Source organism: Helicobacter pylori oki112 (assembly GCF_000600085.1).
In the GTDB taxonomy this organism is placed as follows: domain Bacteria; phylum Campylobacterota; class Campylobacteria; order Campylobacterales; family Helicobacteraceae; genus Helicobacter; species Helicobacter pylori_CY.
The window spans coordinates 638,136-664,072 of the sequence record NZ_CP006821.1 but is presented as its reverse complement, the minus strand read 5'-3'; the positions used below and the strand labels follow the sequence as shown (position 1 = coordinate 664,072).

Genomic DNA, 25,937 nt, shown 5'->3' with positions numbered 1-25,937 from the left:
AATTGGTTCAATTTAATATAAATTTTTCTGTAGAACGATCTAAATTATAGCGGGCTTCTTGTTGGTGTTCTTGTGCTTCTTTAATCATTGGATCGATCCGTTTTTCAATCGTGGTTTTTATCGCTTTTTGCAATTGTTCTACCACTTTTAAGGCTTTATTGCAGTTGGATTCTATGATTTTTTTGCGTGAGTTTTCAAGAAGCGTTCTGGCTATAAATCCTCCTAATTGTTTAAAATGGCATTTATACAATAATAATTCTTCCGCTTTAAAATCTAAAAATTTTTGTTTGTTTTTATAAAAATCACTCTCTGGGATTAAAGCCGATGAAAGACCATAAAAAGCCATTTGGGCGCTGACTATTTGATGCCCCATGCAGTGTTTGCCTAAAATGTTTTTCATTTCTTTATTTAAAATTTTTAAGCTTTCTTTTTCGCTTCCATCAATAAGCCCATCTTTTAAGGCTCTTGGGTTGTTAATTGACTTATTGTATAGGGTATATATCTCTGTTTGCGAATCAAGTTGCTTTTGAATCTTTTCAATCGTCCCTTCTTTTTTCTCTTCTCCTTTTTGCGGAGGAGTGGGCTTTTTGGTAACATAAAAAATAGCATGGGCTTTTTGTGTAGCGTTAGAAATTTGCTGAATAACCTTTTTTTCGTCGCCTTCTATCCCTGGAATATCAAGCAAAGTAAAGGTTTTGTTGCCGTGCTTCAAGGTGTAAGATTTGGTTTCTGTAGTGAAATCGCTCCTCCCATCGCCTATGATCGCTCCATCTTGGAATTTTTCTAGCTCCAAAAGAGCATGCCCGCTACCTCTATGATTTTTCTCTGCATAGAGCCGCCTGAATCGCTCTTGTTGATCCATTTTGCTTCGTTCTTTAAAAAACAGCCTCAAACATTCAATAAGGGTTGATTTCCCCGCATTGGTTTCCCCATAAAAGGCGATGGTAAAATTTTCCCACTCTTCGTTATTTTTTAAACTTTCAAGCTCTTTTAAGCTTTCAAATTCTAATTTTTGAAATACCTCCAACGCTTCTTGGTTGGATTTTTTTAGTCTTTCATTTTCATTATTAGTGTTTCTAAAAATATTTTGGAGCTTTTCAATATTGGCTTTCACATCAAGATAAATGTTTTTCATTTTTGCCCTCATGCCGGATTTTTCTGACGCATTTTAACAAAAAAAAAAAAAACGCAAACCCCCACACTCCAGCCACGCTATAACCGCACTTTTAACCTTATGGCTAACTTTTAAAAAGGGCTTAAAACCTTAGCGAGTAAGATATTGTCTTTAAATTCGCTAGGCATAATCGTATAATGCCCGGGTTTTAAAGGGGTGGTTAGTTCGCTATCATTGATCAAAATTTCCCCATCCACTTCAGGCGCCCATCTCAAATCCCTTGCTTTGTAAAAATACTCGCCCTCTTTATTTTCCACTAACGCCTTAATGGGCTTATTCAACAAAGCCTTAAAGGAATGGTTTTGGTGCTTTAAAGCGATTTTATTCAAGGCTTTAATGCGAGCGTTGATGATTTTTTTAGGCACTTTCTCTAAAGAATAGGCATGCGTGTTTTCTTCAGCGCTGAAAGCAAAAATATTCAATCTATCAAACCGGAACTCGTCCAAAAACGCGCTCAATTCCTCAAATTCGCCCTCATTTTCTTCCGGATGCCCTACAATGATCGTGCTTCTTATAAAGCTTTCTTTAACCTGCTTCATGGCATTTAAAAGCTTTAAATGGTGCGCTTGGCTGGAATTGCGCCGCATCTTTTTGAGCATGGAGTCGCTGATGTGCTGGATGGGCATGTCAAAATAATTTTGAAAAATAAGCGAGTCTTCAATCGCACCAATCAGATCTAAAGTGGTGCTAGAAGGGTAGAGGTATAAGATTCGACCACTCTTTAAGGCTTGCTGTTTGTCAATCGCGCTAATAAGCTGGATCAAGCCGTCTTTTTGCCCTTTATCGTATAAAAAGGAGCTAGAATCTTGTGCGATAAAAGTCATATCCGTATAGCCTTTAAGCACGAGATTTTCCACTTCTTTTAAAATGGAGTCTAATTCCCTGCTTTGTAATTTCCCCTTAAAGCTAGGGATAGCGCAAAAAGAGCATTTTTGATTGCAACCCTCAGAAATTTTAACATACGCATGCACGCTCGATCCCGTGATGATGCGTGCGTTATAATGCTCGCTTAAAAACACTTGCTCGCTGAACTGGTTTTGTTTTTTAGCGATCATTATATCAATCTTGTCATAATCCCCCACGCCGGTAAAAATATCCACTTCAGGGATCAACTCTTTGATTTCATCTTTATAGCGCTCGCTCAAGCACCCGCTCGCAATCAAAATCGCTCCCTTTTTTTTGTCTTTAGCGGCGTTTAGAATGGTTTGGATGCTCTCTTGTTTGGCGCTTTCAATAAAACCGCAAGTGTTGATCAAAATCACATCGGCGCTCTTAGCGTCATTAGTGAGCGTGTAGTTATAAAGCTTGCCTAACATCACTTCTGAATCCACCAAATTTTTAGAGCAACCTAATGAAATTAAGCAGAGTTGTTTGTTTTCTTTAATTTGCATGTTAATGGCTTTTTAAGTTTTTCAAATCCACTTCCCAAAAGAAATCAATCCATTCAGGAGCGTCTTTTAAAAACGCATGGGCTTTGTATTTCGCGCTTGTTTTTTGGAACAAACTCGCGCTATAAAACTTTTTATCAGGGTGTTTTTCTTGCAACACTTTAAGCACCGCTTCTAAAGAATTACCGCTATCTACGATTTCATCTACCACAAGAATGGTTTTTAGACGCTCTTTGATCGTGGGGATATTTTCAATTTTTAGGGCGTTTTGTCGGTGGGTGGTGTCATAAGAAATCGCATTGATGCCATAAACTTCCCTTAAATTCCAGTGCAAACTCAAAAAATGCGCTAAAGTCATGCCCCCTCGCATCACGCACACAAGGGCTTCTGGGACATTGCAAATGCGCTCCACTTGTTTGACTAATTCCAGGCTGTCTTTCAAAAAGGTTTCATAAGAATAATGCATTATAATCCTTAAATTTCATAATATTGTTTCAAAAAGGTTGTATTCGCCACGCCGTCAAATCCCCTTAAATTCAAATCGTTTAAGGCTAATTCTAGGGTGTTTAAAGCGTAAGCGCTTTTATAAACAGGAATGATCCCCATGTGGTTGATACGAATGAGCGCGTCTTTGTAAGGCTCTTGACCGCCCGCAAATTGCACCTGGTATTTTTCTTTTAAAAGGTTTCTCAATTCTTTGGCATGCTCATTAACAATCGTTGTCATGCTCAAGCTCGGGCTTTTAGGGAAAATCTTTAAACCCAAAGCTAAAACGGCTTTTTGAGTGGCTAAAGCGGCTTTTTTAGTCTCTTTATAGAGTGCTTCAAAGCCCCCTAAATTTTGCACTAATTCAAAATAGCGTTGCAACCCTAAAGTGTGTAAAATAGGAGCGGTGTAGCTTGTGGTGTTATCCCTTTGGTTTTTCAATTCGCTCTTTAAATTGAAATAAAACCCTACATTGCGTTCTTCTATGCGCTCAATCGCCTTCTGGCTCAATGCGACTAAGCTCATCGCAGGAGGTAGCATGAACGCTTTTTGACTCCCTCCAATGAGCGCATCAATATGTGTTATTTCTAAAGGCTCAACCCCTAAAGCGGTGATCGCATCTACTATTACAAAAACATTCGGGTTAGTTTCTTTGATCGCTTGAGCGATTTTTTCTACAGGGTGTCGTAACCCCCCACTAGACTCGCATGCTTGAATGCAAAACGCATCAATATTAGGGTTGGCTTTAAGCGCATTTAATACTCCATCTACTTGAGCCGGCGTGTCCCATTCATAGACTAATTCATGGGCTTTGATAAAATGGGCTTTAGCGATCTTGCCAAACCTTTCGCCAAACTTACCCGCATTAACAAAAAGCAACTCTTTTTGACATAAGGAAAGCACGCTCGCTTCCATAGCCCCTGTCCCACTACTACTTAAAAGCAAAACTTCTTCTAAACCGGTCATTTTTTTTAAATTTTCTCGCACGCTTTGGAAAATCTTTTCAAAATCTTTGGTGCGGTGGTGGGGCATTGGCTGAGAAAAGCTTGTGCGCATCTCTTCATTAATGGCTACAGGGCCTGGAGTGAAAAGCAACATTTAAAATTAACCTTTAATTTTTGAGAGAATTTAAAAGGTATCATACTAAAACGCGCTTAAAATTAAGCCTTATTGTTTAAGAAAATCGCTTTTTAATGCAAATAAAATGCTAAAATGCCATGATTTAAAAAGAATTTAAGGCAATGATTGGATAAATTTAGTCTTCGCGCGTGTTTTTTAACCCTTTTTTTTAGCGGGTATTCTAAAAAAGCTCCTGGAACGATAGGGAGTTTAGTAGCGTTGTTACTAGGCTTACCCGTTTTAATTTTTTCGGCTAACACTTTGTTTTTAGGGGCTGTTTTCATTGGGCTTATCGCTATCGCTCAAATAGATAAAGAAGAAGAAGAGAGTAAGATCCATGACAGCTCTTACATTGTGATAGACGAATTAGTGGGCATGTGGCTGGCGATGGCGATTAGCGGGTTATCGTTAGCGGGTGTGGTTTTGAGTTTTATCTTTTTTAGGATCTATGATATTACTAAGCCCTCACTCATTGGCAAGATAGACAAAGAAGTTAAAGGGGGCTTAGGGGTTGTGGCTGATGACGCTTTAGCGGGTGTTTTAGCCGGATTGAGCGTGTTATTAATTATCAATATTTTAGGATTTTTTAACATTAAACTTTAATTTAAGAAAATTCAAAAGCCTTTTTTTAGGTAAATATAGATAGACTTTATTGCAATCGTTTTTAGGGAGTTTGATCGTGGAATTTTGCGTTTTATTTGGTGGGGCGAGTTTTGAGCATGAAATCAGTATTGTGAGCGCGATCGCGCTTAAAGAAGTGCTAAAGGATAGGATTAAATATTTTATTTTTTTAGATGAAAACCATCATTTTTACTTGATTGAAGAATCTAACATGCATTCAAAATACTTCGCTCAAATCAAAGAAAAAAAATTACCCCCCCTAATCCTCACACACAATGGCTTGCTTAAAAACTCGTTTTTAGGCGCTAAAATTATAGAATTGCCTTTAGTGATTAATCTTGTGCATGGGGGCGATGGCGAAGACGGGAAATTAGCGAGCTTGTTAGAATTTTATCGTATCGCTTTTATAGGCCCTAGGATTGAAGCGAGCGTGTTGAGTTATAACAAATATTTAACCAAGCTTTATGCCAAAGACTTAGGGGTAAAGACTTTAGATTATGTTCTTTTGAATGAAAAAAACCGTGCTAACGCTCTGAATTTGATTGGCTTTAATTTTCCTTTCATCATCAAGCCCAGTAATGCCGGTAGCTCTTTAGGGGTGAGCGTTGTGAAAGAAGAAAAAGAATTGATTTACGCTTTAGACGGCGCGTTTGAATATTCTAAAGAGGTCTTAATAGAGCCTTTCATTCAGGGAGTGAAAGAATACAATTTAGCCGGTTGCAAGATCAAAAAGGATTTTTGTTTTTCCTATATTGAAGAGCCTAACAAACAGGAATTTTTAGATTTCAAACAAAAATATTTGGATTTTTCACGCAATAAAGCCCCTAAAGCGAATCTTTCTAACGCCCTAGAAGAACAATTGAAAGAAAATTTTAAAAAACTCTATAACGATTTGTTTGATGGCGCGCTCATCCGTTGCGATTTTTTTGTCATAGAAAATGAAGTGTATCTTAATGAGATCAACCCCATTCCTGGCAGTTTAGCCAATTATTTGTTTGATGATTTTAAAACAACGCTAGAAAATTTAGCGCAATCATTACCCAAAACCCCTAAAATCCAAATCAAAAACTCTTATTTGTTGCAAATCCAAAAGAATAAATAATGGCCAAACGCAGTATCGCTTATTTGGATAGCGTTTTTGACATTTCCTACACTTTTATAGACCACCATAGCCCTTTAAACGCCTTGTTTTTGCATGGCTGGGGGAGCTCTAAAGAAATCATGCAACAAGCGTTTCAAGGCTGTTTTTTAAATTACAACCATTTGTATGTGGATTTGCCCGGCTTCAATCAAAGCCCTAACGATGAAAAAGTTTTAGAGACTAAAGATTATGCTAATATCATCAATCTGTTCTTAAAAAGCGTGGATAAAAAAGTGCATGTCGTTTTTGGGCATAGCTTTGGAGGGAAAGTAGCGATCTTGTGCGAAAACGAACGCATTGTTTTATTGAGCAGCGCAGGGATCTTAGAGCCAAAACCCTTAAAAGTGCGTTGTAAAATCCTTTTAGCTAAAATCTTTAAAAAATCAGGCTTGAATTTAGGGTTTTTGAGGAGTAAGGACGCTATGGGGCTTAATCAAGCGATGTATGAAACCTTTAAAAAAGTAATTAGCGAAGACTTTAGCGATCATTTCAAACGATGCGAGAAAGAAGTTTTATTATTTTGGGGTAAAGATGATAAAGCAACCCCCTTAAGCTCCGCTCAAAAAATGCAAACCTTATTGAAAAGAAGCGCGTTATTCGTTTTAGAAGGGGATCATTTCTTTTTTTTAAACCAGGCAAAAGAGATTGAAAAACTAGTGGAGAATTATCATCATGCAAAGTCTTAGTTGGCTGAATTTAGCGTTTCGTTGGCTCTTTATAACAGGGCTTGGCTATTATATAATGACTTTATTGCAATGGTATCATTACAGCGTGTTTAGGATCTTAACCAAGCACCACAAAATGCGTTGGCATGGGATTTATTTTTTATTGCCTTTGGGGGTGTTTATCCTATCGTATGCTTTCAAAATGCCGTTTGTTTTTGATTTCTTTTGCAGCGTTATTCAAATGCCCATGCTCATTGTTTGGGCCAAACGCAACGACAAACCTTTAGTTTTCACGCCAAGGGTGAAGCGCTTTTTTATCTTCTTATTATTATTTTTAATCTTGCATGAAATCTTAAATACAGAATTAGTCCCTTTGGATGGGATTTCGCTTGCGCTAGGCTATTTGTGTTTGTTTATATTCGTTTTAAGCGCTTCTTTAATCTCTGAAAAAGTCTTATCCAAACGGTATTTGCAAACCGCTAAAGATAAAATCACCTCTTTAAAGAATTTAAAAGTCATCGCCATTACCGGAAGCTTTGGGAAAACCAGCACCAAAAATTTCTTGCTTCAAATCTTACAAACCACATTCAACACGCATGCAAGCCCCAAAAGCGTCAATACCCTTTTAGGGCTTGCGAATGATATTAACCAGAATTTAGACGATAAGAGTGAAATTTATATCGCTGAAGCCGGGGCAAGGAATAAGGGCGATATTAAAGAAATCACCCGCCTTATTGAACCGCACATTGCCGTGGTCGCAGAAGTGGGCGAACAGCATTTAGAATACTTTAAAACTTTAGAAAATATTTGCGAGACTAAAGCGGAATTATTGGATTCCAAACGCTTAGAAAAAGCCTTTTGTTACTCTGCAGAAAAAATCAAGCCCTATGCCCCCAAAGACAGCCCTTTAATAGACTATTCTAGCCTGGTTAAAAACATCCAATCCACTTTAAAAGGCACTTCTTTTGAAATGCTTATAGATAGCGTTTGGGAAAGCTTTGAAACGAAGGTTTTAGGCAAATTTAACGCTTATAATATCGCTTCAGCCATTTTAATCGCTAAACATTTAGGATTAGAAACCGAAAGGATCAAACGGCTTGTTTTGGAACTCAACCCTATCGCCCATCGCTTGCAACTTTTGGAAGTGAATCGAAAAATCATCATAGACGATAGCTTTAATGGGAATTTAAAGGGCATGTTAGAGGGCATTCGTTTAGCGAGTTTGTATGAAGGGCGTAAGGTTATTGTAACACCGGGATTAGTGGAAAGCAATACAGAAAGTAATGAGATTTTAGTGCAAAAAATAGACGGGGTTTTTGATGTCGCCATCATCACAGGGGAGTTGAATTCCAAAACGATTGCTTCAAAATTGAAAACCCCCCAAAAAATCTTACTTAAGGATAAGACGCAATTGGAAAATATCTTACAAGCCACCACGATTCAAGGCGATTTGATTTTATTCGCTAATGACGCCCCTAATTACATTTAGGAAATGAACATGCAACATTTATACGCTCCTTGGCGCGAAAGTTATTTGAAAGAGAAAAATAAGAGTTGTGTCTTTTGTGAAATTTCTCAAAACCCTACAAAAGATCCAGAAAACAGAGTGCTTTATAGAAATAGCGATCTCTTTGTGGTGATGAACGCCTACCCTTATAACCCAGGGCATTTGTTGATCGTCCCTCATGTGCATCAAGCGAGCGTTGAACTTTTAGATCTGAATACTTGGCTGAACATGAATATATTAGCACCTAAAGCGTTAAAAGCGTTGTATGCTTATGGCGCTCAAGGGATCAATTTAGGTTTGAATTTGCACAGAAACGCCGGAGCAGGGATTCCTGAGCATTTGCACATGCATTTAGTGCCTAGGTTTTTAGGCGATAGCAATTTTATGAGCGTTATCGCTCAAACCAGGGTGTGCGGGATTGATTTAAATAAAACCTATCTTACCTTAAAAAACTTATTAGAAAAGGAGCTTGGTTGAAAACAAACGCTTTTAGTTTGGGTGCGCTACAATTGATTTTAATTCATTTTAGGGAGTGTAAGCGATGAAGGCGCGTGGGTTTAAGACAAAGATGCGTGGGTTTAAGATTTTTTCAGGGAGCGCTCACCCTACATTTGGCAAAGAAGTGTCAAAGCATTTAGGCTTTCCCTTATCCAAAGCGGTGATAGGCAAATTCAGCGATGGCGAAATCAATATCCAAATCAGCGAATCGGTGCGCGGTAAGGATATTTTTATTGTCCAGCCCACTTGCGTGCCGGTTAATGATAATTTAATGGAATTGTTAGTCATGGTAGATGCTTTAAGGCGCAGTTCGGCCAATTCTATCACAGCGGTGTTGCCGTATTTTGGCTATGCCAGACAGGACAGAAAAGCGGCTCCAAGAGTGCCTATCACGGCTAAAATGGTCGCTAATTTGATGCAAGAAGTGGGGATTGAAAGGATCATCACGATGGATTTGCATGCCGGGCAAATCCAAGGCTTTTTTGATGTGCCGGTGGATAATTTATACGGATCTATCGTTTTTAGAGACTATATCCGCTCTAAAGCGTTAAAAAACCCTGTGATCGCTAGCCCTGATGTGGGTGGGGTTACAAGGGCTAGGTATTTTGCCAATCAAATGGGGTTAGATTTAATCATCGTGGATAAGCGCCGTGAAAAAGCTAATGAAAGCGAAGTGATGAATATTATCGGCTCAGCCAAGGAGCGCGATGTGATTTTAGTGGATGACATGATTGATACCGCAGGCACGATCTGTAAAGCCGCTTTGGCCTTAAAAGAGCAAGGGGCAACTTCTGTCATGGCGTTAGGCACGCATGCGGTTTTGAGCGGGAATGCGATCAAGCGCATTAAAGAAAGCGCGTTAGATGAAGTGGTGGTAACTAACTCTATCCCTTTAGTTCAAAAATGCGATAAAATCACCACTTTAAGCGTAGCACCCTTATTTGCGGAAGTGATCAGAAGGATTTATCATAACGAAAGCGTCCAATCGCTTTTCACTTAAAAAAGGGGATAAAAGAAAAGTGGGAGTGGTGGATTCTGTAGGACTTGAACCTACGACCAATCGGTTATGAGCCGAGCGCTCTGACCAGCTGAGCTAAGAATCCAAAATTCCCAAAAGATGGTTTGCTATTGTATCCAAAAATATAGCGAAAAGCAAGCAGGTTTTCTAGGATTGCAAATAGGATCATAAAAGTGATAAAACTGCTCCCCCCATAGCTGAATAAGGGTAAGGGAATCCCCACCACAGGGGCTAACCCTAAAGTCATGGCGATATTCACGCTGGAATAAACAAAGATTAAAATAGAAATCCCAAGGGCTACAATCTTTAAAAACCAATCGCTGTTGCTCTCAAACATGTAAAAAAACAAATGCAAACTCAAGCCTATATAAATTGCAAAAAGCAACATAGCCCCCAAAAACCCAAAACGCTCCACGAAATAAGCGAAGATAAAATCGCTCGTTGCGATAGGCAAGAATTTGAATTTGGTTTGCGTGCAGGCTTCTTTAGATTTGCCTAAAAACCCGCCCGATCCTATAGCGATAATGGATTGCATGACATGGTAATTAGGCTTTTCAGAAAGGAAGTCTGCGATGCGCTTTTTTTGGTAATCATGCAAAAAGTGATAAGCGATAGGCGAAGCCACTAAAAGAGCGATAAAAAGAGGGAGCCACACCCTAGTCCTTAAACCCACGATCAATAAAATCCCAAAACCCATGATCAACACAATAAGAGCCGTGCCTAAATCAGGCTGTTTTAAAATCAAAGCCGCCGGTAAGCAAATGTAAAAACTGAGCTTTAAAAACATGCCCCAATCATAGCCCTTAAAAGGGGGTGGGTTTATTTTAATCAAATGCGCCAATAATAAAAGGATAGCGATTTTCACAGGTTCGCTAGGCTGTAAGGAAATAGAGGTAAAGGGAATGACTAGCCATCGCTGCGCTCCAAGCTTGCTTGATCCCATAAAATCCACTAACGCTAATAAAATAACGCACGCCCAATAAAACACAAAGAGCCAGCGATCGAGCTTCCTGAAAGGGATAAAAAACACGATCCAAAAGAGAAGAAACCCTATCGCATAATAAACCCCTTGCTTTAAGCTCAAAGCCGCGCTGCTCTCAAAAATCAATAAAAAAGAAACCACAAGCAAGGGGATGATAAACACAAAAGGCAAAAAATCAAAATGCATCCAGATTCTTTTGTCTAATGCCATGCGTTTTTCATAACCCCTAATCTTATGGTTTTAATGTTAATTTCTTGATTGTATCCAAGTTGAGATAATTCTCCTTAAAGAGAGAGGTTATCATGTCAACTTCACCAGGCAAATTGACTTCGCCCGTCTCATCATTGAAGCACCTTTCTAGCACTTTCAAATACGCAAACCCAATGCCTTCTGTGATAACAGCAGCGGTTGCACCCCCTGCAACACTCCCCACAACAGGAATGAATTTAAGGAAACCATTAACGAGCGTTCTCCCCACTTGCGCAACAGCGGTTACGCCTAACAATCCTGCGACCAAACTCGCACCCACAGATTTATCCAAATCCATTCCAAAAGCGTCATTCATTTTATAAATCATTCCTGCTTGAATGGGCGCGATAGCGAACGCATCGCTAAAGGGTATGGGGATAAGCCCAGCCGCTCCAGCCGCTCCTGATGCAACATGGATAATGGTTTTACATTTCTCTATCATGGCTTGTTTTCTTGCTTGGATATTAGCTTTTTGAATCAGTAAGAAATGGTTTTGTTTGTTTTTATTAGCTTCTATCAAGCATTTTTTCGTTTCATCTACCAATTCTTCTAAACCTTCAACAGGGACTTTCAACCCCCTAAATGAAAAGGCAACGGAATTGACTCTCACATAAGCTTTGACAAAACCTTTAAACCCCCATTCTTTATCTATGATTTCTTTAGTTTCTTTAACAAACGCATCGCCGGCTTTTTCTTGTGTGTTTGTGGAAACGACAATCGTTGGGATATTCCAATCTTTAGCGAAGCTTAATAACTCTCTCTCTCTCTTGAACCCTACTAGAAGTCTCCTTAACGCACAGATACGCCACATCAATAGCCTCTTTTTCATTAAGCGTTTTAAAAGAATCTTCCATTTCTTTTTTAATGCTTTGCATGGTGTCGTGGTAATCTGCAGCTTCAATGCATTTAGTGTCCCATAAAATCAAGCCTTTTTCTTCATCAATGTATTTTTCAAGGTGCTGAGTGATGGGTTTTCCTACACCTGCTTTAGCGATTTCTTTACCAAAGAGAGCGTTAATGAGCGAGCTTTTACCCACCCCAGTAGCTCCCATGAGCAAAATATTCATGATTGGTTTTTCTTTTTTGATGTGTTCAAGCATCTTGCTCATGTTCAATCCTCCCTCTTTCCCATCAAGCGTGAATGAGTCGCCTAAAAAGCCACGCAAAATGCCGTTCAGTTTATCATGCCCGTTATGTTCCATTAGAACCCCTTTAAAAATGATTTGAGTCACAAAATGTTGTCGCACCGATTATAGCGTATTCAAATAATGAAATAGGATTTTTTTAAGGTTTTGAGTAGAATAATGGTTTTTAAAAATGCAAAAAAAGAGTTTGAATGCAAAAAGTTTTCATCGCCCCTACCCATTACAAACGCATTGATGAATTTTTAGCCAAAGAATTGCAAATTTCTAAAAACCAGGTATTGAATTTGATTAAAGAAGGGTTAGTGTTTTGTCAAAAAAAGGAGGTCAAAAAAGGGGGGCTAGCCTTAAAAGAGGGCGATGAAATCACGCTTTTAACGCCCAAAATCGCGCCCAAACCCTTAAAAAAAGAGCTTGATTTAGAAATAGAAGTTATTTTTGAAGATGAAGACTTGTTAGTGTTGAATAAGCCCCCTAATCTAGTCGTCCATAAAGCCCCAAGCGTGAAAGAGCCTACTTTAGTGGATTGGTTGGAATCTAAAAATTACGAGCTTTCTAATCTGGGCTTAAAAGAGCGCTATGGGATTGTGCATCGTTTGGATAAGGATACGAGCGGAGGGATTGTCATCGCTAAAAACAATTTTACCCATGTTCATTTGAGCGAGCAACTCAAAACTAAAATGATGGGGCGCTATTATATCGCCTTGCTTTCAACGCCCTTAAAAGAAGAAAAAATGAGCGTGGAATGCTATTTGGCAAGAAACCCCAATAACCGCTTAAAAATGATAGCGCTCAAAGCGGCTAAAAAAGAAAAAAGCCGCTATTCTAAAAGCGAATTTACTAGCTTGCTGACTTCTCAAAATGGCATGGATTTGATAGGGGCTAAACTATTCACTGGGCGCACGCACCAGATCAGAGCGCATTTAGAATATTTGAACAGACACATCATAGGCGATAATCTTTACGGGCTTAATGGGGCGCTTTCTAAAGAAGAAATAAGAATCATGCTGCATGCCTATTTGATAGAGTTCAAACACCCTAGAAGCGAGCAAAAACTGCGCTTTAAAGTTCCCCTATTAAAGGATATGTTAGAATATCTTAAAAAAGTTTTTAACAAGGAGAATTTAGATGAGGTCTTGGATGAAGAAAAAATACTTCACGCTTTTATTGCAAAGTAGTGTGGTATTAGCGGTTTTTATAGGGTGTTCTTCTACCAGGAATCATACTTTTTCAGCCCTTAACAATCAAGAAAATATAGATACTAAGCTTCCGGTAGTTTATTCTATTAAAACCATTAACGATGTGAGTTCAGTGGGCTTTGAATGGCCTAAAATCGCTGATACTTATGACATTGATGGGTTTATTTTGTATCGTTTGAAAAAAGACTCCAAGCTTAAAAGAATCGCCACGATTAAAAACCCTTATGCGACCCATTATTATGATGAGGGGCTAGAAACAGAGAGTTCTTACACTTACCAACTCGCTACTTACAAGGGCGATAAAATCTCTAACCTTTCAGACCCCATTCTAGTAAAAACCTCTTTTATCAATCCTGTAGAAAGCGTTTTTGCAAGCCTTGAATACCCTAAAAGCGTGAAAGTCTTTTGGAGCCCGCACCCAAATCCCAGCGTTTCAAGATACATCATTCAAAGGCAGAATAAAGACGGCAAATTTTTAAATGTAGGGGCTGTAAAAAACCGCTTGTTTGTGGAGTTTTTTGATAAAGATTTAGAGGATGGGAAAAAATACCGCTACCAAGTCATCGCTGAAAATTTCATGGGGGATAAATCCAGGCCTAGCGTGATAGTGGAGGGGAAAACCAAAGACTTACCCAAAGAAATCACTAATGTTAGAGTGAGCCAAAACCTCACACGACACATTGAATTGAGTTGGGACAAATCCACCCAAGAAGATGTGATAGCTTATCGCATTTACGCTTCCAATAACCGCAACGATAAATACAAATTCATCGCTCAAACCACCAACACTTCCTATGTAGATAAAATAGAAAAAGACAACCTTACGCGCTATTATAAAGTCGTTGCCGTAGATAAAACGCATCTTGAAGGGGCATTACCCAAAGAGCCTGCAATGGGTGAGACCGCTGACAGGCCCGAAGCCCCTATCATCACTAAAGGGACTATTCAAGACTCTTCAGCCCTCATTCAATGGGAAAATAACCCAAGCGCCAAAATAGCCACTTATGCGGTGTATCGTTTTGAAGCCAACTCTAAAACCCCTTTGCGCTTTGGGAATATCACCAAAAACCAATTCGTGGATAAGGACATGAAAGTGGGCGTGGCTTATCGCTATCAAGTGGTGAGCGTGGATAAAGATGGTTTAGAGTCGCACCCAAGCAAAGAAGTGCGTTTGTTTTTAGAGCGCTAAAAGGGTTTTAATGCCCCATTTTTTAGCCAAGCTGGATTTTAAACCTTTAGAATACCCCTTAATTGAGGGGGATTTTTGTTTTCATAGGGAATTTTTAAGCTTAAAACACCCTACTAAAAGCTGTGTGTATGCGAGTTTTAAGGATCATATTTTTTTATTGCAAAAAATCCAACGAGCGAATGATTTTTTAATCAAAAGCGAAAAAGCAACGCCCTTAAAAAGAGAGGTTTTAAAACAAGCTTTAAGGATTTATTCGCAATCTTTTGAGGTCATTTCGCATAATTTGCAAGAAAATTCTAAACATGCGAGCGGAAAAAAAGCCCTTGATTTAGAGGCTTTTGAAGACTTTATTCAAAAAAATCAAGCCCCTATTTTAGCCGAAATTGGTTTTGGGAGCGGTAGGCATTTGATAGAATTAGCCAAAAACAACCCCACTAAAACATGCTTAGGGATAGAGATTCACACCCCCTCTATCGCGCAAGCGTTAAAGCAAATTGAATTGTTGGATTTAAAAAATCTGTACATCTTGCAAGGCGATGGCCGTTTGATTTTAGAGAGCATGCCAAATCACAAATGCGAGAAAATTTTTGTGCATTTCCCTGTGCCATGGAATGAGAAAAAACACCGCCGGGTGCTAAGCGAAAAGTTTTTAAACGAAGCTTTAAGGGTTTTAAAGCCTAGAGGGTTTTTGGAATTACGAACCGATGATAGCCTTTATTTTGAAGACAGCTTGAAATTAGCCCTAAAAAACCTTAAATGCGAGATAGAAATCAAAAAAAACGCTCAAATACCGGTTATCAGCAAGTATGAAGCGCGTTGGAATAAACTCAAAAAAGATATTTATGATTTAAGAATTTATTCTTTAGAATTAAATGAAACCCCTTTTGATAACCATGCATTTGATTTTTCTTTTGATACAATAACAATGAGTAAAAAGAGCGTTAAAACGATTTTAAAAACCAAAAAAATCATCCAAGAGGGGTATTTTGTGCATGTTTGTAATATTTATGAGGATAAGGGGGATTTTTTAGTGGAATTGAGTATGGGGGATTTTGATTGGCCTGTGCGTTTGTTTGTTTTATTAACAGAAAATCAGATTTTTTACCTCAATAAAAGCCCCTTAAAAACCTTAAACAACCACAAAGCGCATCTTTTACTTCAAAATATCCTAAGCCAAAAGGAATTGGATGAGTGTGATCATCGCAGCGAACAATCTATGCTTACAATACCAGCAAAATGAACCGGTCATCAAGCATGCTAATTTACGCATCAAACGCAAGGATTTTGTGTTCATTTCAGGGCCTAGCGGGAGCGGTAAAAGCACGCTTTTGCGATCGTTTTATGGGGATTTAAAACTTTTTAGCGGTAAATTAGAAGTTTGCAACATCAACATGAACAACGCTTCAAAAGCAACGATTTTGGATTTGCGTAAAAATATTGGCGTGGTTTTCCAAGATTATAAATTGATCCAAGATTACACGATTGAGCAAAACATCAAACTGCCCATGGTGATTTGTGGCGTTAAAAAAGAAGAATGCCATTTGCAGCTAGAAAAACTTTTAGGGCATATTGATTTACGCCATAAGGCTAACCGCTACCCCAAAGAGCTCAGCGGGGGCGAACAACAGCGAGTGGCTATGGCTAGGGCTATGGCGAACTGCCCTGAACTCATTTTAGCCGATGAGCCTACCGGGAATTTAGACGATTATTCTAGCGATAAAATCTGGAGCCTATTAAGGGGCATGAACACGCAATTAAACGCTACGATCGTGGTGGTTACGCACAAATTCCCTAAAAATTTTAGCGCTTATCACCGAAAATTTTACATAGAAGATGGGGAAGTTTATGAATACTCTTAAAAAGCATTTAGCCTTTATCATTCCCCTAGTAGCGTTATTGTTTAGCTTGGAGTGTGTGTTATTTATCAATCAAGCGATCGAACAGAAAGAAAAAAAATTGATTGAAGATTATTCGGTCGTGTTAGCCAGCACGCAAAAATTAAGCTTGGAATTGTTGCGTCAAAATTTTAACGAAATCATAGCGTTAAAAGAAATTGATCCTAATTATTCTTTAGAGCCTCTTCAAAAAACTTTAGGCACAGACGGGCTTAAGGAATTAAAAAAAAATTTACCCTTTTTTTATTCTTTACAACTTTCCACATTCCCCACTCAAGAGCGTTTAGAAAACATTAAAGAAAAATTGCTCAAAATCCCTGGCGTTCAAAAAGTTGAAGTCTTTGCCAAAACTTACATGCAAGTGTATGATCTCTTGAGTTTTATTAAAGCAGCGGTCTATATCTTTGCGTTAGTGGTCTTTGTTTTATCGGTTTTATTGATGTTTAAGCAAGTCCGCATCTGGATCTATCAATACCATGAGAGGTTAGAAATCATGGATTTATTAGGGGCTTCGGTGTCTTTTAAAAACGGGTTTTTGTATAAAATAGCTTTAATGGATTCTCTAATCGCTAGTTTTTTAGCCCCCATGCTCATGCTTTATATCACTTCGCAAAAAGGTTTTGAAAAAACGATGGATACTTTGGGTATTATAGGAGGCGCGTTTGTTTTAAACCATTTTTTATGGGGACTGCTTTTTAGCCTTGTAGTCTCATTTGTTTCTGTTTTACTTGTAGCTTGGAGGACTAGACATGTATAAATTAGGAATATTTTTATTAGCCACCTTACTATCAGCTAACACGCAAAAAGTGAGCGATATTGCTAAAGATATCCAGCACAAAGAAACCCTTTTGAAAAAAACCCATGAAGAAAAAAACCAATTGAACAGCCGTTTGAGTTCTTTGGGCGAAGCGATCCGCTCTAAAGAGCTTCAAAAAGCTGAGATGGAGCGCCAAATGATCGCTTTAAAAAAGAGTCTTGAAAAAAATCGTAACGAAAGTTTGGCGCAAGAAAAAGTCCTAACCAACTACCGCAAGTCTTTAGATCATTTGCAAAAACAACGATCATTTTTACAAAAGAGGGTCTTTGATACGCTTTTAGAGGATTTTCTTTTTTCACAAGCCTTAAAGGGGCAGAATTTAGCCTCTTCTAATGATGTGATTTTACAAGTAGCGTTTGAAAACTTGCACCAAAACACTCTGTCTAAAATGTCGCAACTAAGCCAAGAAGAAAAGGAACTCAATACGCAAGCCTTAAAAGTCAAAAGCAGCATTCAAAAAATCTCATCTGTCATAGACGAGCAAAAAAATCGTGAAGTAACCTTAAAATCCTTGAAAACCGAACAAGATAAGCTCATTTTAAGCATGCAAAAAGATTATGCGATCTATAACCAACGCCTAACCCTTTTAGAAAAAGAGCGCCAGAATTTAAACGCCCTTTTAAAACGCTTGAATATCATCAAACAAAACAGAGAAAATGAAGAAAAAGTCAGTTTGAAAAAATCTTCTCAAGCCTTAGAAGTCAAACAAGTAGCGAGCTCTTATCAAAATATCAACACCACGAGCTATAACGGGCCAAAAACGATCGCCCCTTTGAATGATTATGAAGTGGTGCAAAAATTTGGCCCCTATATTGACCCGGTTTATAATTTAAAAATTTTTAGCGAGTCTATTACGCTAGTGTCAAAAACCCCAAACGCTTTGGTGCGTAATGTTTTGGACGGGAAAATCGTGTTCGCTAAAGAAATCAACATGCTTAAAAAAGTCGTTATCATTGAGCATAAAAACGGCATCCGCACGATTTATTCTCAATTGGATAAAATCGCCCCCACCATTAAAAGCGGCATGCGGATCCAAAAAGGCTATGTTTTAGGGCGCATTGATCAACGCTTGGGCTTTGAAGTTACCATGAGAGAAAAACACATCAACCCCTTAGAACTCATCGCGCGCAATTAAGATTTAACAAATCATTTTTATTGCCGATATTGGCTAAAGAGTTTATGCAAACAAATAAATCACTATACTTGTAGGCATGGAAAAATTTGGAGGTTTTTATGGTCAATGAAGTTCAAGGGATTGGGATTCCCACATCTCACACAAGCGTTCAAACAACCCCCACAAAAGAGATCAGTCGCGCAAACACTATAAACACTATTGATGAATCCAAGACAACAATAGACCCTGATCAATACAAACCCAAACTAGAATTATTGAGCGAGCGTCTGAACGAAGAAATGAAACGCATTGGCACGGATATTAATTTTAGTTATAACGATACGATCAAAGGGTTAGTGGTTTCAGTCAAAGACGCTAATGGGGATAAGGTGATAAGAGAAATACCCTCTAAAGAAGCCGTGGAGCTTATGCAAAGAATGCGCGATGTGATAGGCATTATCTTTGATAAAAGAGGCTAAACATTAGAGGTAAAACATGGCAATAGGTTCATTAAGCTCATTAGGGCTTGGCAGTAAGGTTTTGAATTACGATGTGATTGACAAGCTTAAGGACGCTGATGAAAAAGCGTTAATCGCCCCCTTAGACAAGAAAATGGAGCAAAATGTTGAAAAGCAAAAAGCCCTTGTAGAAATTAAAACGCTCCTTTCATCTCTAAAAGGCCCGGTTAAAACGCTTTCAGATTATTCCACTTATATCAGCCGAAAAAGCAATGTTACAGGCGATGCGTTGAGCGCGAGCGTGGGGGCTGGCGTGCCTATCCAAGATATTAAGGTGGATGTGCAAAATTTAGCGCAAGGCGATATTAACGAATTAGGAGCGAAATTTTCTTCAAGAGATGATATTTTTAGCCAAGTGGATACCACGCTCAAATTTTACACGCAAAACAAGGACTACGCCGTTAATATTAAAGCAGGAATGACTTTAGGCGATGTGGCTCAAAGCATCACGGACGCTACCAACGGCGAAGTGATGGGCATTGTGATGAAAACAGGAGGGAATGACCCCTACCAATTAATGGTGAATACCAAAAACACCGGCGAAGACAACCGCATCTATTTTGGCTCACACCTCCAATCCACGCTCACTAACAAGAACGCCCTTTCTTTGGGGGTTGATGGAAGCGGAAAAAGTGAAGTGAGTTTGAATTTAAAGGGGGCTGATGGGAACATGCATGAAGTCCCCATCATGCTAGAACTCCCTGAAAGCGCTTCTATCAAACAAAAAAACACCGCGATCCAAAAAGCGATGGAGCAGGCTTTAGAAAATGACCCTAATTTTAAAGATTTGATCGCTAATGGGGATATTTCCATAGACACTCTTCATGGGGGGGAATCTTTAATCATTAATGACAGGCGTGGGGGAAACATTGAAATTAAAGGGAGCAAGGCTAAAGAGCTTGGGTTTTTGCAAACCACCACCCAAGAAAGCGATTTGTTAAAAAGCTCTCGCACCATAAAAGAGGGTAAATTAGAAGGGGTGATTAGCTTGAATGGCCAAAAACTGGATTTGAGCGCTTTAACCAAAGAGGGCAACACCAGCGAAGAAAACACAGACGCTATCATTCAAGCGATCAACGCTAAAGAAGGCTTGAATGCGTTTAAAAACGCCGAAGGCAAGCTTGTGATCAATTCTAAAACCGGAATGCTCACCATTAAGGGCGAGGACGCTTTAGGCAAGGCCAGTTTGAAGGATTTGGGTTTGAGCGCTGGTATGGTGCAATCTTATGAAGCTTCACAAGACACGCTTTTTATGTCTAAGAATTTGCAAAAAGCGAGCGATTCAGAATTCACTTATAATGGGGTGAGCATCACACGCCCCACTAATGAGGTCAATGATGTGATTAGCGGGGTTAATATCACTTTAGAGCAAACCACAGAGCCTAATAAACCTGCCATTATTAGCGTGAGCAGGGACAATCAAGCCATTATAGACAGCCTTAAAGAATTTGTCAAAGCCTATAATGAGCTTATCCCTAAACTAGATGAAGACACTCGTTATGATGCTGACACTAAAATCGCTGGGATTTTTAACGGCGTGGGCGATATTCGCGCGATTCGATCTTCTCTTAATAATGTGTTTTCTTATAGCGTGCATACGGACAATGGGGTAGAAAGCTTGATGAAATACGGGCTTAGTTTGGACGATAAGGGCGTGATGAGTTTAGATGAGGCTAAATTGAGTAGTGCCTTAAATTCTAATCCTAAAGCGACTCAAGATTTTTTCTATGGGAGCGATAGCAAGGATATGGGGGGCAGAGAAATCCACCAAGAGGGCATTTTTTCTAAATTCAATCAAGTCATCGCCAACCTCATAGATGGAGGGAACGCTAAATTAAAGATTTATGAAGATTCCCTAGACAGAGACGCTAAAAGCTTAACCAAAGACAAAGAAAGCGCTCAAGAGCTTTTAAAAACCCGCTACAACATCATGGCGGAACGCTTTGCGGCTTATGATAGCCAAATTTCTAAAGCCAATCAAAAATTCAATTCCGTGCAAATGATGATCGATCAAGCGGCGGCTAAAAAGAATTAAAAAAACCAAGAATTATCAATTTTAAAGGATAAAGGAACATTATGCAATACGCTAACGCTTATCAAGCCTACCAGCATAACCGAGTGAGTGTGGAGTCCCCGGCAAAACTCATTGAAATGCTTTATGAAGGGATTTTAAGATTTTCTTCGCAAGCCAAACGCTGTATTGAAAATGAAGACATTGAAAAAAAGATTTATTATATTAACAGGGTTACGGATATTTTCACAGAATTGTTGAATATTTTAGATTATGAAAAAGGGGGGGAAGTGGCGGTGTATCTTACAGGCTTATACACCCATCAAATCAAAGTTTTAACGCAGGCGAATGTGGAAAATGATGCGAGTAAGATTGATTTGGTGTTGAATGTGGCTAGGGGGTTGTTAGAAGCATGGAGGGAAATCCATTCAGATGAACTCGCCTAACATGTTATTAGATTCCTTTAAAATCGCTCTTGTTAAAAAAGATTCTAAACTCGCCTTTTCATTGATAGAGCGCCTTTCTTTAGAACAAATAAAAAGCTTGGATTTAGACACGCTTTTAAGCCTTAAGGAAATGATAGCCCAAAGCATTGAATTATTAGAAAAAGAAAAAGAAGAACTGCAATCACAAATGCATAAGGCTAAGAAGATTCAAAAATTTTTGTCTTAGATTTTTTAAACTACGATACAATAAAAGCACTATTTTTATTGAAGGCTAAAGATTGTCTGAACCCATAGATAGATTCACGCGCATAAGGTGGTTGTTTAAAAACGATTTTGAAAAAATCCGCCAACAAAGGGTTTTAATCTGTGGTGTGGGGGGCGTTGGGGGCTTTGCACTAGACGCTTTGTATCGTGTGGGGATAGGGCAAATCACTATCATTGACAAAGATGTGTTTGATGTTACCAATCAAAACCGCCAGATTGGCTCAGAAAGGATAGGAGAATCTAAAGTGTTGGTGTTGCAAGATCTCTATAAGGGCATTCAAGCTTTGAATTTGCATATAGATGAAGCGTTTTTAAATTCATTTAATTTTAGAGATTATGATTACATTTTAGATTGCATGGACGATTTGCCTATTAAAACAAGCTTAGCGATAAAGTGTCAAAATTTCGCTTACGGGAAATTTATCAGCTCTATGGGGAGCGCGAAACGCTTGAACCCTAAACACATCCAAGTAAGGAGCGTGTGGGAAAGCTATGGCGATAAATTCGGGCGTAAATTTAGGGATTTTTTAAAAAAACGCCGTTTTAAAGGGGATTTTAAAGTGGTTTTTAGCCCTGAAATTCCGCATTGCATAGAGCTTGGGAGTTTTAATGCGGTTACAGCGAGTTTTGGTTTGCAAATAGCGAGTGAAGTCGTGCAAGACATTATTAAATAAGATATTATCAACAATGAAAGGAAGTGGAATGAAAGATTACGAAGACGAATTGGAAGATTTTGAAGAAGAAGAATTAGAGGGCTTTGAAGAAGAAGATGAAGAGTATGGGGATTATAAGAATGTCTATGATGATGACGATTATGAAGACTATAACTCTGATTATGAAGAAGAGTGAAAAATGATTTGTGCGAGCGTCCTCCAGCATGCTTATTGCGGCTCTAGAAAAAAAAACCATAGAGCATACAGCGAACTTGCTTGAACAAGCGCTAAAAAAACACCCTAAGACCAATTTGGTGGTGTTGCAAGAATTGAACCCTTATAGTTATTTTTGCCAGAGCGAAAACCCTAAATTTTTTGATTTGGGCGAATATTTTGAAGAAGATAAGGCTTTTTTTAGCGCTTTAGCTCAAAAATTTCAAGTGGTGCTTATCGCTTCTTTGTTTGAAAAGCGCACTAAAGGGTTGTATCACAATAGCGCTGTTGTGTTTGAAAAAGATGGATCAATCGCTGGAGTGTATCGCAAAATGCACATTCCTGATGACCCAGGATTTTATGAAAAATTTTATTTCACGCCGGGGGATTTGGGCTTTGAGCCTATCACTACAAGCGTGGGGAAATTAGGGCTTATGGTGTGCTGGGATCAGTGGTATCCTGAAGCAGCAAGGATTATGGCTTTAAAAGGGGCAGAAATTTTAATCTATCCTAGCGCGATAGGGTTTTTAGAAGAAGACTCTAATGAAGAAAAAAAGCGTCAGCAAAACGCATGGGAGACGATCCAAAGAGGGCATGCGATCGCTAATGGCTTGCCTTTGATTGCGACTAACAGAGTGGGCGTGGAGTTAGATCCTAGCGGCACGATTAAGGGGGGCATTACTTTTTTTGGCTCTAGTTTTGTGGTGGGGGCTTTGGGCGAGTTTTTAGCTAAAGCGAGCGATAAAGAAGAGATTTTGTATGCGGAAATTGATTTAGAACGCACCGAAGAAGTGCGCCGAATGTGGCCGTTTCTAAGAGACAGGCGCATTGATTTTTATAACGATTTGTTAAAACGCTATATTTAATCAGTCAATCAGTTTAAAATTTAAGGTTAGAAAGGGTTAAACATGGTAAATGCAATTTTTTGCGCTAAACAAGCGCAAAAATTCTATCATTTTTGCACGGTATCTTTATTTTAACAAGGAGCAAAAATGCTAGAAAATAGCTCTGTATGGAGCAATCCTGCCTTTGTGGCCATCATTTGCATGTGCGTTCTTAGCCTTTTAAGGCTCAATGTCATGCTTTCTATGATTAGCGCGACTCTCATAGCAGGGCTTATGGGAGGGCTTGGAATCACAGAGAGTTTTAATGTGATGATAGACGGCATGAAAGGCAATTTAAACATCGCTTTAAGCTACATCCTTTTAGGGGCTTTAGCGGTAGCGATCGCTAAAAGCAATCTCATTAAAGTCGCTTTGAGTAAATTAATAGGCTTAATGGATTACAAGCGATCCACTTTTTGCTTTTTGATCGCTTTCATCGCATGTTTTTCGCAAAATTTAGTGCCAGTGCATATCGCTTTTATCCCTATTTTAATCCCTCCTCTTTTGCATTTAATGAACCGGCTAGAATTGGATAGAAGAGCGGTCGCTTGCGCTTTAACCTTTGGCTTGCAAGCCCCCTACTTAGTGCTTCCTGTAGGGTTTGGCTTGATCTTTCAAACCACCATTTTAGAGCAATTAAAAGCTAATGGCGTTAGCACCACCATAGCGCAAATCACAGGAGTGATGTGGATAGCGGGGTTAGCGATGGTTGTTGGGTTGCTTTTAGCGGTATTAACGCTATACAAAAAACCCAGGCACTACAAAGAAAAATCTTTTGATATAGAAAATTACGCCTCGCTTCAATTAAACTACCATGACTACTTGACTTTTATAGGGATTGTCGTGGCGTTTGTGATCCAATTGGCCACCGATTCGATGCCCTTAGCCGCCTTTTTAGCGTTAGCGATTATCTTACTAGGCCGTGGCATTAAGTTTAAAGAAACAGACTCTTTAATGGACGATAGCGTGAAGATGATGGCGTTTATCGCTTTTGTGATGTTAGTGGCTAGTGGGTTTGGAGAAGTGTTGCAAAAAGTGCATGCGATAGAGGGCTTAGTGAATGCGATCACAAGCGTAGTCCAAGGGAAGCTTTTAGGGGCTTTTTTAATGCTTGTTGTAGGGCTTTTTATCACTATGGGGATAGGGACTTCTTTTGGCACTATTCCTATCATCGCTGTGTTTTATGTCCCTTTATGCGCGAAATTAGGTTTTAGCATAGAATCTACGATTTTACTCATCGGCATAGCCGCAGCTTTAGGCGATGCAGGCTCACCGGCTAGCGATAGCACCATGGGGCCCACTTGCGGGCTTAACGCAGACAACCAACACAATCATATTTATGACACATGCGTGCCGACTTTTTTAGTCTATAACCTCCCTTTGATTGTTTTTGGAGTTCTTGGAGCGTTACTATTAGGCTAATCTATCAAGTTAAGAAAATCTTTTCTTTAGCCTTACCCTCTGGGGTCAATGCTTTTTTAGATGTGCTGGTGGTCGCACTCTCGGTTTTTTTTGTGGGCAAGATTTCGCACCATCACATTGTGGCTTTAGGGGTGGGCTTGCAATTTTTGATGCTTTTTTATGGCATCAACACGATTTTATACACCGGCACTAACGCCATTCTTTCTAGGCTTGTGGGGGCTAGGGATTTTACTCAAATCAACCACGCTTTTTCAAGTATTTTTATAGGGGCGTTTGTGATCTGTTTGGGCGTGCTGTTTGTTTCTTATTTTTTGATTGAGCCTTTTTTAAATTGGATGCAATTACAAGATCCTTCGCGCCAATTGACGCAAGATTATTTAGAAGTCTTAGTCATTGCGCTACCGAGTATTTTTTTAAAAAATGTTTTAGTTTCAGCGCTCGCTAGTTTTTCAGACACCCTAACCCCCTTTATTGTCAAAATCATCATGGTCATAGCATGTATTTTTTTAAATCAAGCCTTGATTTTTGGGGATTTTGGTTTTAAAGAAATGGGGATTGTAGGCTCTGCTTTAGCGAATGTGGTTGTTTCTTATTTGGAATTACTCGCGCTTGGCGTTTGGATACAAATCAAAAAAATCCCTTTAAAATTCAAAATAACCTTTCATTTTTCTTTTTTAAAAACCATGTTTAGAGTGGGTTGGCCGGCCGGGTTTGAGCGCTTATTGAGCTTATTTTCTTTAATTCTCTTATCCAAATTTGTAGCGAGCTATGGGGATAAGGTGTTAGCGGGCATGCAAATAGGCATTAGGGTTGAAACCTTTTCGTTCATGCCCGGATTTGGGTTTATGATCGCAGCGATGGTTTTAACAGGGCAAAATTTAGGAGCGAACAAGCCAAAGATCGCCACAGAATACGCGCATTTGATTTTAAAAATCTCTATGGGTTTAATGGGGGTTTTAGGGATTGTTTTAGTCTTATTCGCTAAAGAATTTGCGAGCCTTTTCTCTCAAGATGAAGAAGTCTTAGAAGTGGCGCGATCTTATTTGATCGCTGTGGGTCTCTCTCAAGCCCCCTTAATTGGGTATTTTGTGCTAGATGGAGTTTTTAGAGGGGCTGGCATTTCTAAAGTCTCACTATATATTAACACCCTAAGCTTATGGGGGTTAAGGATCATGCCCATTTACTTGCTTTTAATTCATCATTTTAAGGTGGAATTTATTTTTGTGGTGATCGCATCAGAAACTTTTTTGCGCTCATTCATCTATTATAAAGTTTTTTCTAAAGGCATATGGAAAAGGTGCGGGAAAAAGGCTTAAAAATAC

General features: G+C 39.0%; 27 protein-coding genes, 1 tRNA gene and 1 pseudogene. 21 read left to right on the top strand and 8 right to left on the bottom strand.

The annotated features are described in order from the left end of the window. Window positions 1-7 precede the first annotated feature (7 nt). The 4 genes from HPOKI112_RS08430 to HPOKI112_RS03240 form a co-directional block, all read right to left on the bottom strand. On the bottom strand, window positions 8-1,135 hold the full coding sequence (locus HPOKI112_RS08430) for a GTPase (protein ID WP_235181154.1): 1,128 nt from the start codon (window positions 1,133-1,135) through the stop codon (window positions 8-10). Between the two features lie 110 nt (window positions 1,136-1,245). Then, entirely contained in the window at window positions 1,246-2,565 is a 1,320-nt protein-coding gene (rimO, locus tag HPOKI112_RS03250) for a 30S ribosomal protein S12 methylthiotransferase RimO (RefSeq protein WP_025276843.1), read from the bottom strand. 1 nt (window position 2,566) lies between these two features. Next, window positions 2,567-3,028, bottom strand: a complete 462-nt coding sequence (locus tag HPOKI112_RS03245; protein ID WP_015427860.1) for a phosphoribosyltransferase — start codon at window positions 3,026-3,028, stop codon at window positions 2,567-2,569. Window positions 3,029-3,036: 8 nt separating this feature from the next. Then, window positions 3,037-4,146, bottom strand: coding sequence for a pyridoxal-phosphate-dependent aminotransferase family protein (locus tag HPOKI112_RS03240; protein WP_025276842.1), 1,110 nt, complete (start codon window positions 4,144-4,146; stop codon window positions 3,037-3,039). A 147-nt stretch (window positions 4,147-4,293) separates the two neighbouring features. Here HPOKI112_RS03240 and HPOKI112_RS03235 point away from each other — a divergent pair, with 147 nt between their 5' ends. The 6 genes from HPOKI112_RS03235 to HPOKI112_RS03210 all read left to right on the top strand — a co-directional run bounded on the left by HPOKI112_RS03235 (window position 4,294) and on the right by HPOKI112_RS03210 (window position 9,599). Further along, window positions 4,294-4,770 carry a phosphatidylglycerophosphatase A family protein gene (locus HPOKI112_RS03235; protein ID WP_025309755.1) on the top strand — a complete coding sequence of 159 codons (477 nt, stop codon included), beginning with the start codon at window positions 4,294-4,296 and terminating at the stop codon, window positions 4,768-4,770. Window positions 4,771-4,846: 76 nt separating this feature from the next. Further along, the gene (locus HPOKI112_RS03230) at window positions 4,847-5,890 is read left to right on the top strand and encodes a D-alanine--D-alanine ligase (protein WP_025309754.1); all 1,044 of its coding nucleotides are present in this window, start codon (window positions 4,847-4,849) and stop codon (window positions 5,888-5,890) included. Then, window positions 5,890-6,615, top strand: a complete 726-nt coding sequence (gene estV, locus HPOKI112_RS03225) for a lipase EstV (protein WP_025309753.1) — start codon at window positions 5,890-5,892, stop codon at window positions 6,613-6,615. Before HPOKI112_RS03230 ends, estV begins: the two co-directional genes overlap by 1 nt. Continuing rightward, entirely contained in the window at window positions 6,602-8,083 is a 1,482-nt protein-coding gene (locus HPOKI112_RS03220; RefSeq protein ID WP_025309752.1) for a Mur ligase family protein, read from the top strand. The genes estV and HPOKI112_RS03220 overlap by 14 nt, the downstream gene beginning before the upstream one ends. Before the next feature lie 9 nt (window positions 8,084-8,092). Continuing rightward, window positions 8,093-8,578 (top strand): HIT family protein, encoded by a 486-nt coding sequence (locus tag HPOKI112_RS03215; RefSeq protein WP_025275887.1) that lies wholly within the window; start codon window positions 8,093-8,095, stop codon window positions 8,576-8,578. A gap of 64 nt (window positions 8,579-8,642) precedes the next feature. Continuing rightward, entirely contained in the window at window positions 8,643-9,599 is a 957-nt protein-coding gene (locus HPOKI112_RS03210; RefSeq protein ID WP_080275978.1) for a ribose-phosphate pyrophosphokinase, read from the top strand. A 26-nt stretch (window positions 9,600-9,625) separates the two neighbouring features. Here the strand turns inward: HPOKI112_RS03210 and HPOKI112_RS03205 are convergent. The 4 genes from HPOKI112_RS03205 to HPOKI112_RS03195 all read right to left on the bottom strand — a co-directional run bounded on the left by HPOKI112_RS03205 (window position 9,626) and on the right by HPOKI112_RS03195 (window position 12,050). After that, a tRNA-Ile gene (locus tag HPOKI112_RS03205) sits at window positions 9,626-9,702 on the bottom strand. After that, window positions 9,664-10,809, bottom strand: a complete 1,146-nt coding sequence (locus tag HPOKI112_RS08015) for an FtsW/RodA/SpoVE family cell cycle protein (RefSeq protein ID WP_080276288.1) — start codon at window positions 10,807-10,809, stop codon at window positions 9,664-9,666. Before HPOKI112_RS08015 ends, HPOKI112_RS03205 begins: the two co-directional genes overlap by 39 nt. Window positions 10,810-10,831: 22 nt before the next feature. Then, window positions 10,832-11,659: a YcjF family protein gene (locus HPOKI112_RS03200; protein ID WP_025309751.1), complete on the bottom strand. Its 828-nt coding sequence runs from the start codon at window positions 11,657-11,659 to the stop codon at window positions 10,832-10,834. Continuing rightward, the gene (locus HPOKI112_RS03195) at window positions 11,586-12,050 is read right to left on the bottom strand and encodes a GTPase (protein WP_025309750.1); all 465 of its coding nucleotides are present in this window, start codon (window positions 12,048-12,050) and stop codon (window positions 11,586-11,588) included. Before HPOKI112_RS03195 ends, HPOKI112_RS03200 begins: the two co-directional genes overlap by 74 nt. A gap of 134 nt (window positions 12,051-12,184) precedes the next feature. Here HPOKI112_RS03195 and HPOKI112_RS03190 point away from each other — a divergent pair, with 134 nt between their 5' ends. From HPOKI112_RS03190 to HPOKI112_RS03120, 15 genes and pseudogenes are all read left to right on the top strand, one after another. Beyond that, a complete protein-coding gene (locus HPOKI112_RS03190) occupies window positions 12,185-13,168 on the top strand; it encodes an RluA family pseudouridine synthase (protein WP_025276837.1) in 984 nt (327 codons plus the stop codon). After that, window positions 13,131-14,378: a fibronectin type III domain-containing protein gene (locus HPOKI112_RS03185; protein ID WP_025276836.1), complete on the top strand. Its 1,248-nt coding sequence runs from the start codon at window positions 13,131-13,133 to the stop codon at window positions 14,376-14,378. The genes HPOKI112_RS03190 and HPOKI112_RS03185 overlap by 38 nt, the downstream gene beginning before the upstream one ends. Before the next feature lie 10 nt (window positions 14,379-14,388). Then, window positions 14,389-15,618, top strand: a complete 1,230-nt coding sequence (gene trmB, locus HPOKI112_RS03180) for a tRNA (guanosine(46)-N7)-methyltransferase TrmB (protein WP_025275882.1) — start codon at window positions 14,389-14,391, stop codon at window positions 15,616-15,618. After that, window positions 15,566-16,237 (top strand): ABC transporter ATP-binding protein, encoded by a 672-nt coding sequence (locus tag HPOKI112_RS03175; RefSeq protein ID WP_000111063.1) that lies wholly within the window; start codon window positions 15,566-15,568, stop codon window positions 16,235-16,237. The genes trmB and HPOKI112_RS03175 overlap by 53 nt, the downstream gene beginning before the upstream one ends. Next, on the top strand, window positions 16,224-17,030 hold the full coding sequence (locus HPOKI112_RS03170; protein ID WP_025275881.1) for an FtsX-like permease family protein: 807 nt from the start codon (window positions 16,224-16,226) through the stop codon (window positions 17,028-17,030). The genes HPOKI112_RS03175 and HPOKI112_RS03170 overlap by 14 nt, the downstream gene beginning before the upstream one ends. Beyond that, window positions 17,023-18,225, top strand: a complete 1,203-nt coding sequence (locus HPOKI112_RS03165) for a murein hydrolase activator EnvC family protein (protein WP_025275880.1) — start codon at window positions 17,023-17,025, stop codon at window positions 18,223-18,225. Before HPOKI112_RS03170 ends, HPOKI112_RS03165 begins: the two co-directional genes overlap by 8 nt. A gap of 98 nt (window positions 18,226-18,323) precedes the next feature. Then, the gene (locus tag HPOKI112_RS03160; protein WP_000245951.1) at window positions 18,324-18,683 is read left to right on the top strand and encodes a FlaG family protein; all 360 of its coding nucleotides are present in this window, start codon (window positions 18,324-18,326) and stop codon (window positions 18,681-18,683) included. A gap of 16 nt (window positions 18,684-18,699) precedes the next feature. Beyond that, window positions 18,700-20,757, top strand: coding sequence for a flagellar filament capping protein FliD (gene fliD, locus HPOKI112_RS03155; RefSeq protein ID WP_025309749.1), 2,058 nt, complete (start codon window positions 18,700-18,702; stop codon window positions 20,755-20,757). A gap of 41 nt (window positions 20,758-20,798) precedes the next feature. Continuing rightward, window positions 20,799-21,179, top strand: a complete 381-nt coding sequence (gene fliS / locus HPOKI112_RS03150) for a flagellar export chaperone FliS (protein ID WP_001199081.1) — start codon at window positions 20,799-20,801, stop codon at window positions 21,177-21,179. Beyond that, a complete protein-coding gene (locus HPOKI112_RS03145; RefSeq protein WP_025275877.1) occupies window positions 21,166-21,405 on the top strand; it encodes a hypothetical protein in 240 nt (79 codons plus the stop codon). The genes fliS and HPOKI112_RS03145 overlap by 14 nt, the downstream gene beginning before the upstream one ends. A 52-nt stretch (window positions 21,406-21,457) precedes the next feature. Beyond that, complete coding sequence (locus HPOKI112_RS03140; RefSeq protein WP_162471554.1) at window positions 21,458-22,117, top strand: tRNA threonylcarbamoyladenosine dehydratase; 660 nt, start codon at window positions 21,458-21,460, stop codon at window positions 22,115-22,117. A gap of 28 nt (window positions 22,118-22,145) precedes the next feature. Beyond that, the gene (locus HPOKI112_RS08335) at window positions 22,146-22,292 is read left to right on the top strand and encodes a hypothetical protein (protein ID WP_000656201.1); all 147 of its coding nucleotides are present in this window, start codon (window positions 22,146-22,148) and stop codon (window positions 22,290-22,292) included. A 3-nt stretch (window positions 22,293-22,295) separates the two neighbouring features. Beyond that, a pseudogene (locus tag HPOKI112_RS03130) lies at window positions 22,296-23,175 on the top strand (carbon-nitrogen hydrolase). 126 nt (window positions 23,176-23,301) lie between these two features. After that, entirely contained in the window at window positions 23,302-24,615 is a 1,314-nt protein-coding gene (locus tag HPOKI112_RS03125; RefSeq protein ID WP_025275874.1) for a Na+/H+ antiporter family protein, read from the top strand. Beyond that, the gene (locus HPOKI112_RS03120) at window positions 24,615-25,931 is read left to right on the top strand and encodes an MATE family efflux transporter (protein WP_240444033.1); all 1,317 of its coding nucleotides are present in this window, start codon (window positions 24,615-24,617) and stop codon (window positions 25,929-25,931) included. Before HPOKI112_RS03125 ends, HPOKI112_RS03120 begins: the two co-directional genes overlap by 1 nt. Window positions 25,932-25,937: the final 6 nt, after the last annotated feature.

Bases quoted from the DNA above. Each gene is read 5' to 3' on its own strand.
- HPOKI112_RS08430 (WP_235181154.1), bottom strand. From the start codon at position 1,135: ATGAAAAACATTTATCTTGATGTGAAAGCCAATATTGAAAAGCTCCAA.
- rimO (WP_025276843.1), bottom strand. From the start codon at position 2,565: ATGCAAATTAAAGAAAACAAACAACTCTGCTTAATTTCATTAGGTTGC.
- HPOKI112_RS03245 (WP_015427860.1), bottom strand. From the start codon at position 3,028: ATGCATTATTCTTATGAAACCTTTTTGAAAGACAGCCTGGAATTAGTC.
- HPOKI112_RS03240 (WP_025276842.1), bottom strand. From the start codon at position 4,146: ATGTTGCTTTTCACTCCAGGCCCTGTAGCCATTAATGAAGAGATGCGC.
- estV (WP_025309753.1), top strand. From the start codon at position 5,890: ATGGCCAAACGCAGTATCGCTTATTTGGATAGCGTTTTTGACATTTCC.
- HPOKI112_RS03220 (WP_025309752.1), top strand. From the start codon at position 6,602: ATGCAAAGTCTTAGTTGGCTGAATTTAGCGTTTCGTTGGCTCTTTATA.
- HPOKI112_RS03215 (WP_025275887.1), top strand. From the start codon at position 8,093: ATGCAACATTTATACGCTCCTTGGCGCGAAAGTTATTTGAAAGAGAAA.
- HPOKI112_RS03210 (WP_080275978.1), top strand. From the start codon at position 8,643: ATGAAGGCGCGTGGGTTTAAGACAAAGATGCGTGGGTTTAAGATTTTT.
- HPOKI112_RS08015 (WP_080276288.1), bottom strand. From the start codon at position 10,809: ATGGCATTAGACAAAAGAATCTGGATGCATTTTGATTTTTTGCCTTTT.
- HPOKI112_RS03200 (WP_025309751.1), bottom strand. From the start codon at position 11,659: ATGTGGCGTATCTGTGCGTTAAGGAGACTTCTAGTAGGGTTCAAGAGA.
- HPOKI112_RS03195 (WP_025309750.1), bottom strand. From the start codon at position 12,050: ATGGAACATAACGGGCATGATAAACTGAACGGCATTTTGCGTGGCTTT.
- HPOKI112_RS03190 (WP_025276837.1), top strand. From the start codon at position 12,185: ATGCAAAAAGTTTTCATCGCCCCTACCCATTACAAACGCATTGATGAA.
- HPOKI112_RS03185 (WP_025276836.1), top strand. From the start codon at position 13,131: ATGAAGAAAAAATACTTCACGCTTTTATTGCAAAGTAGTGTGGTATTA.
- trmB (WP_025275882.1), top strand. From the start codon at position 14,389: ATGCCCCATTTTTTAGCCAAGCTGGATTTTAAACCTTTAGAATACCCC.
- HPOKI112_RS03175 (WP_000111063.1), top strand. From the start codon at position 15,566: ATGAGTGTGATCATCGCAGCGAACAATCTATGCTTACAATACCAGCAA.
- HPOKI112_RS03170 (WP_025275881.1), top strand. From the start codon at position 16,224: ATGAATACTCTTAAAAAGCATTTAGCCTTTATCATTCCCCTAGTAGCG.
- HPOKI112_RS03165 (WP_025275880.1), top strand. From the start codon at position 17,023: ATGTATAAATTAGGAATATTTTTATTAGCCACCTTACTATCAGCTAAC.
- HPOKI112_RS03160 (WP_000245951.1), top strand. From the start codon at position 18,324: ATGGTCAATGAAGTTCAAGGGATTGGGATTCCCACATCTCACACAAGC.
- fliD (WP_025309749.1), top strand. From the start codon at position 18,700: ATGGCAATAGGTTCATTAAGCTCATTAGGGCTTGGCAGTAAGGTTTTG.
- fliS (WP_001199081.1), top strand. From the start codon at position 20,799: ATGCAATACGCTAACGCTTATCAAGCCTACCAGCATAACCGAGTGAGT.
- HPOKI112_RS03145 (WP_025275877.1), top strand. From the start codon at position 21,166: ATGAACTCGCCTAACATGTTATTAGATTCCTTTAAAATCGCTCTTGTT.
- HPOKI112_RS08335 (WP_000656201.1), top strand. From the start codon at position 22,146: ATGAAAGATTACGAAGACGAATTGGAAGATTTTGAAGAAGAAGAATTA.
- HPOKI112_RS03125 (WP_025275874.1), top strand. From the start codon at position 23,302: ATGCTAGAAAATAGCTCTGTATGGAGCAATCCTGCCTTTGTGGCCATC.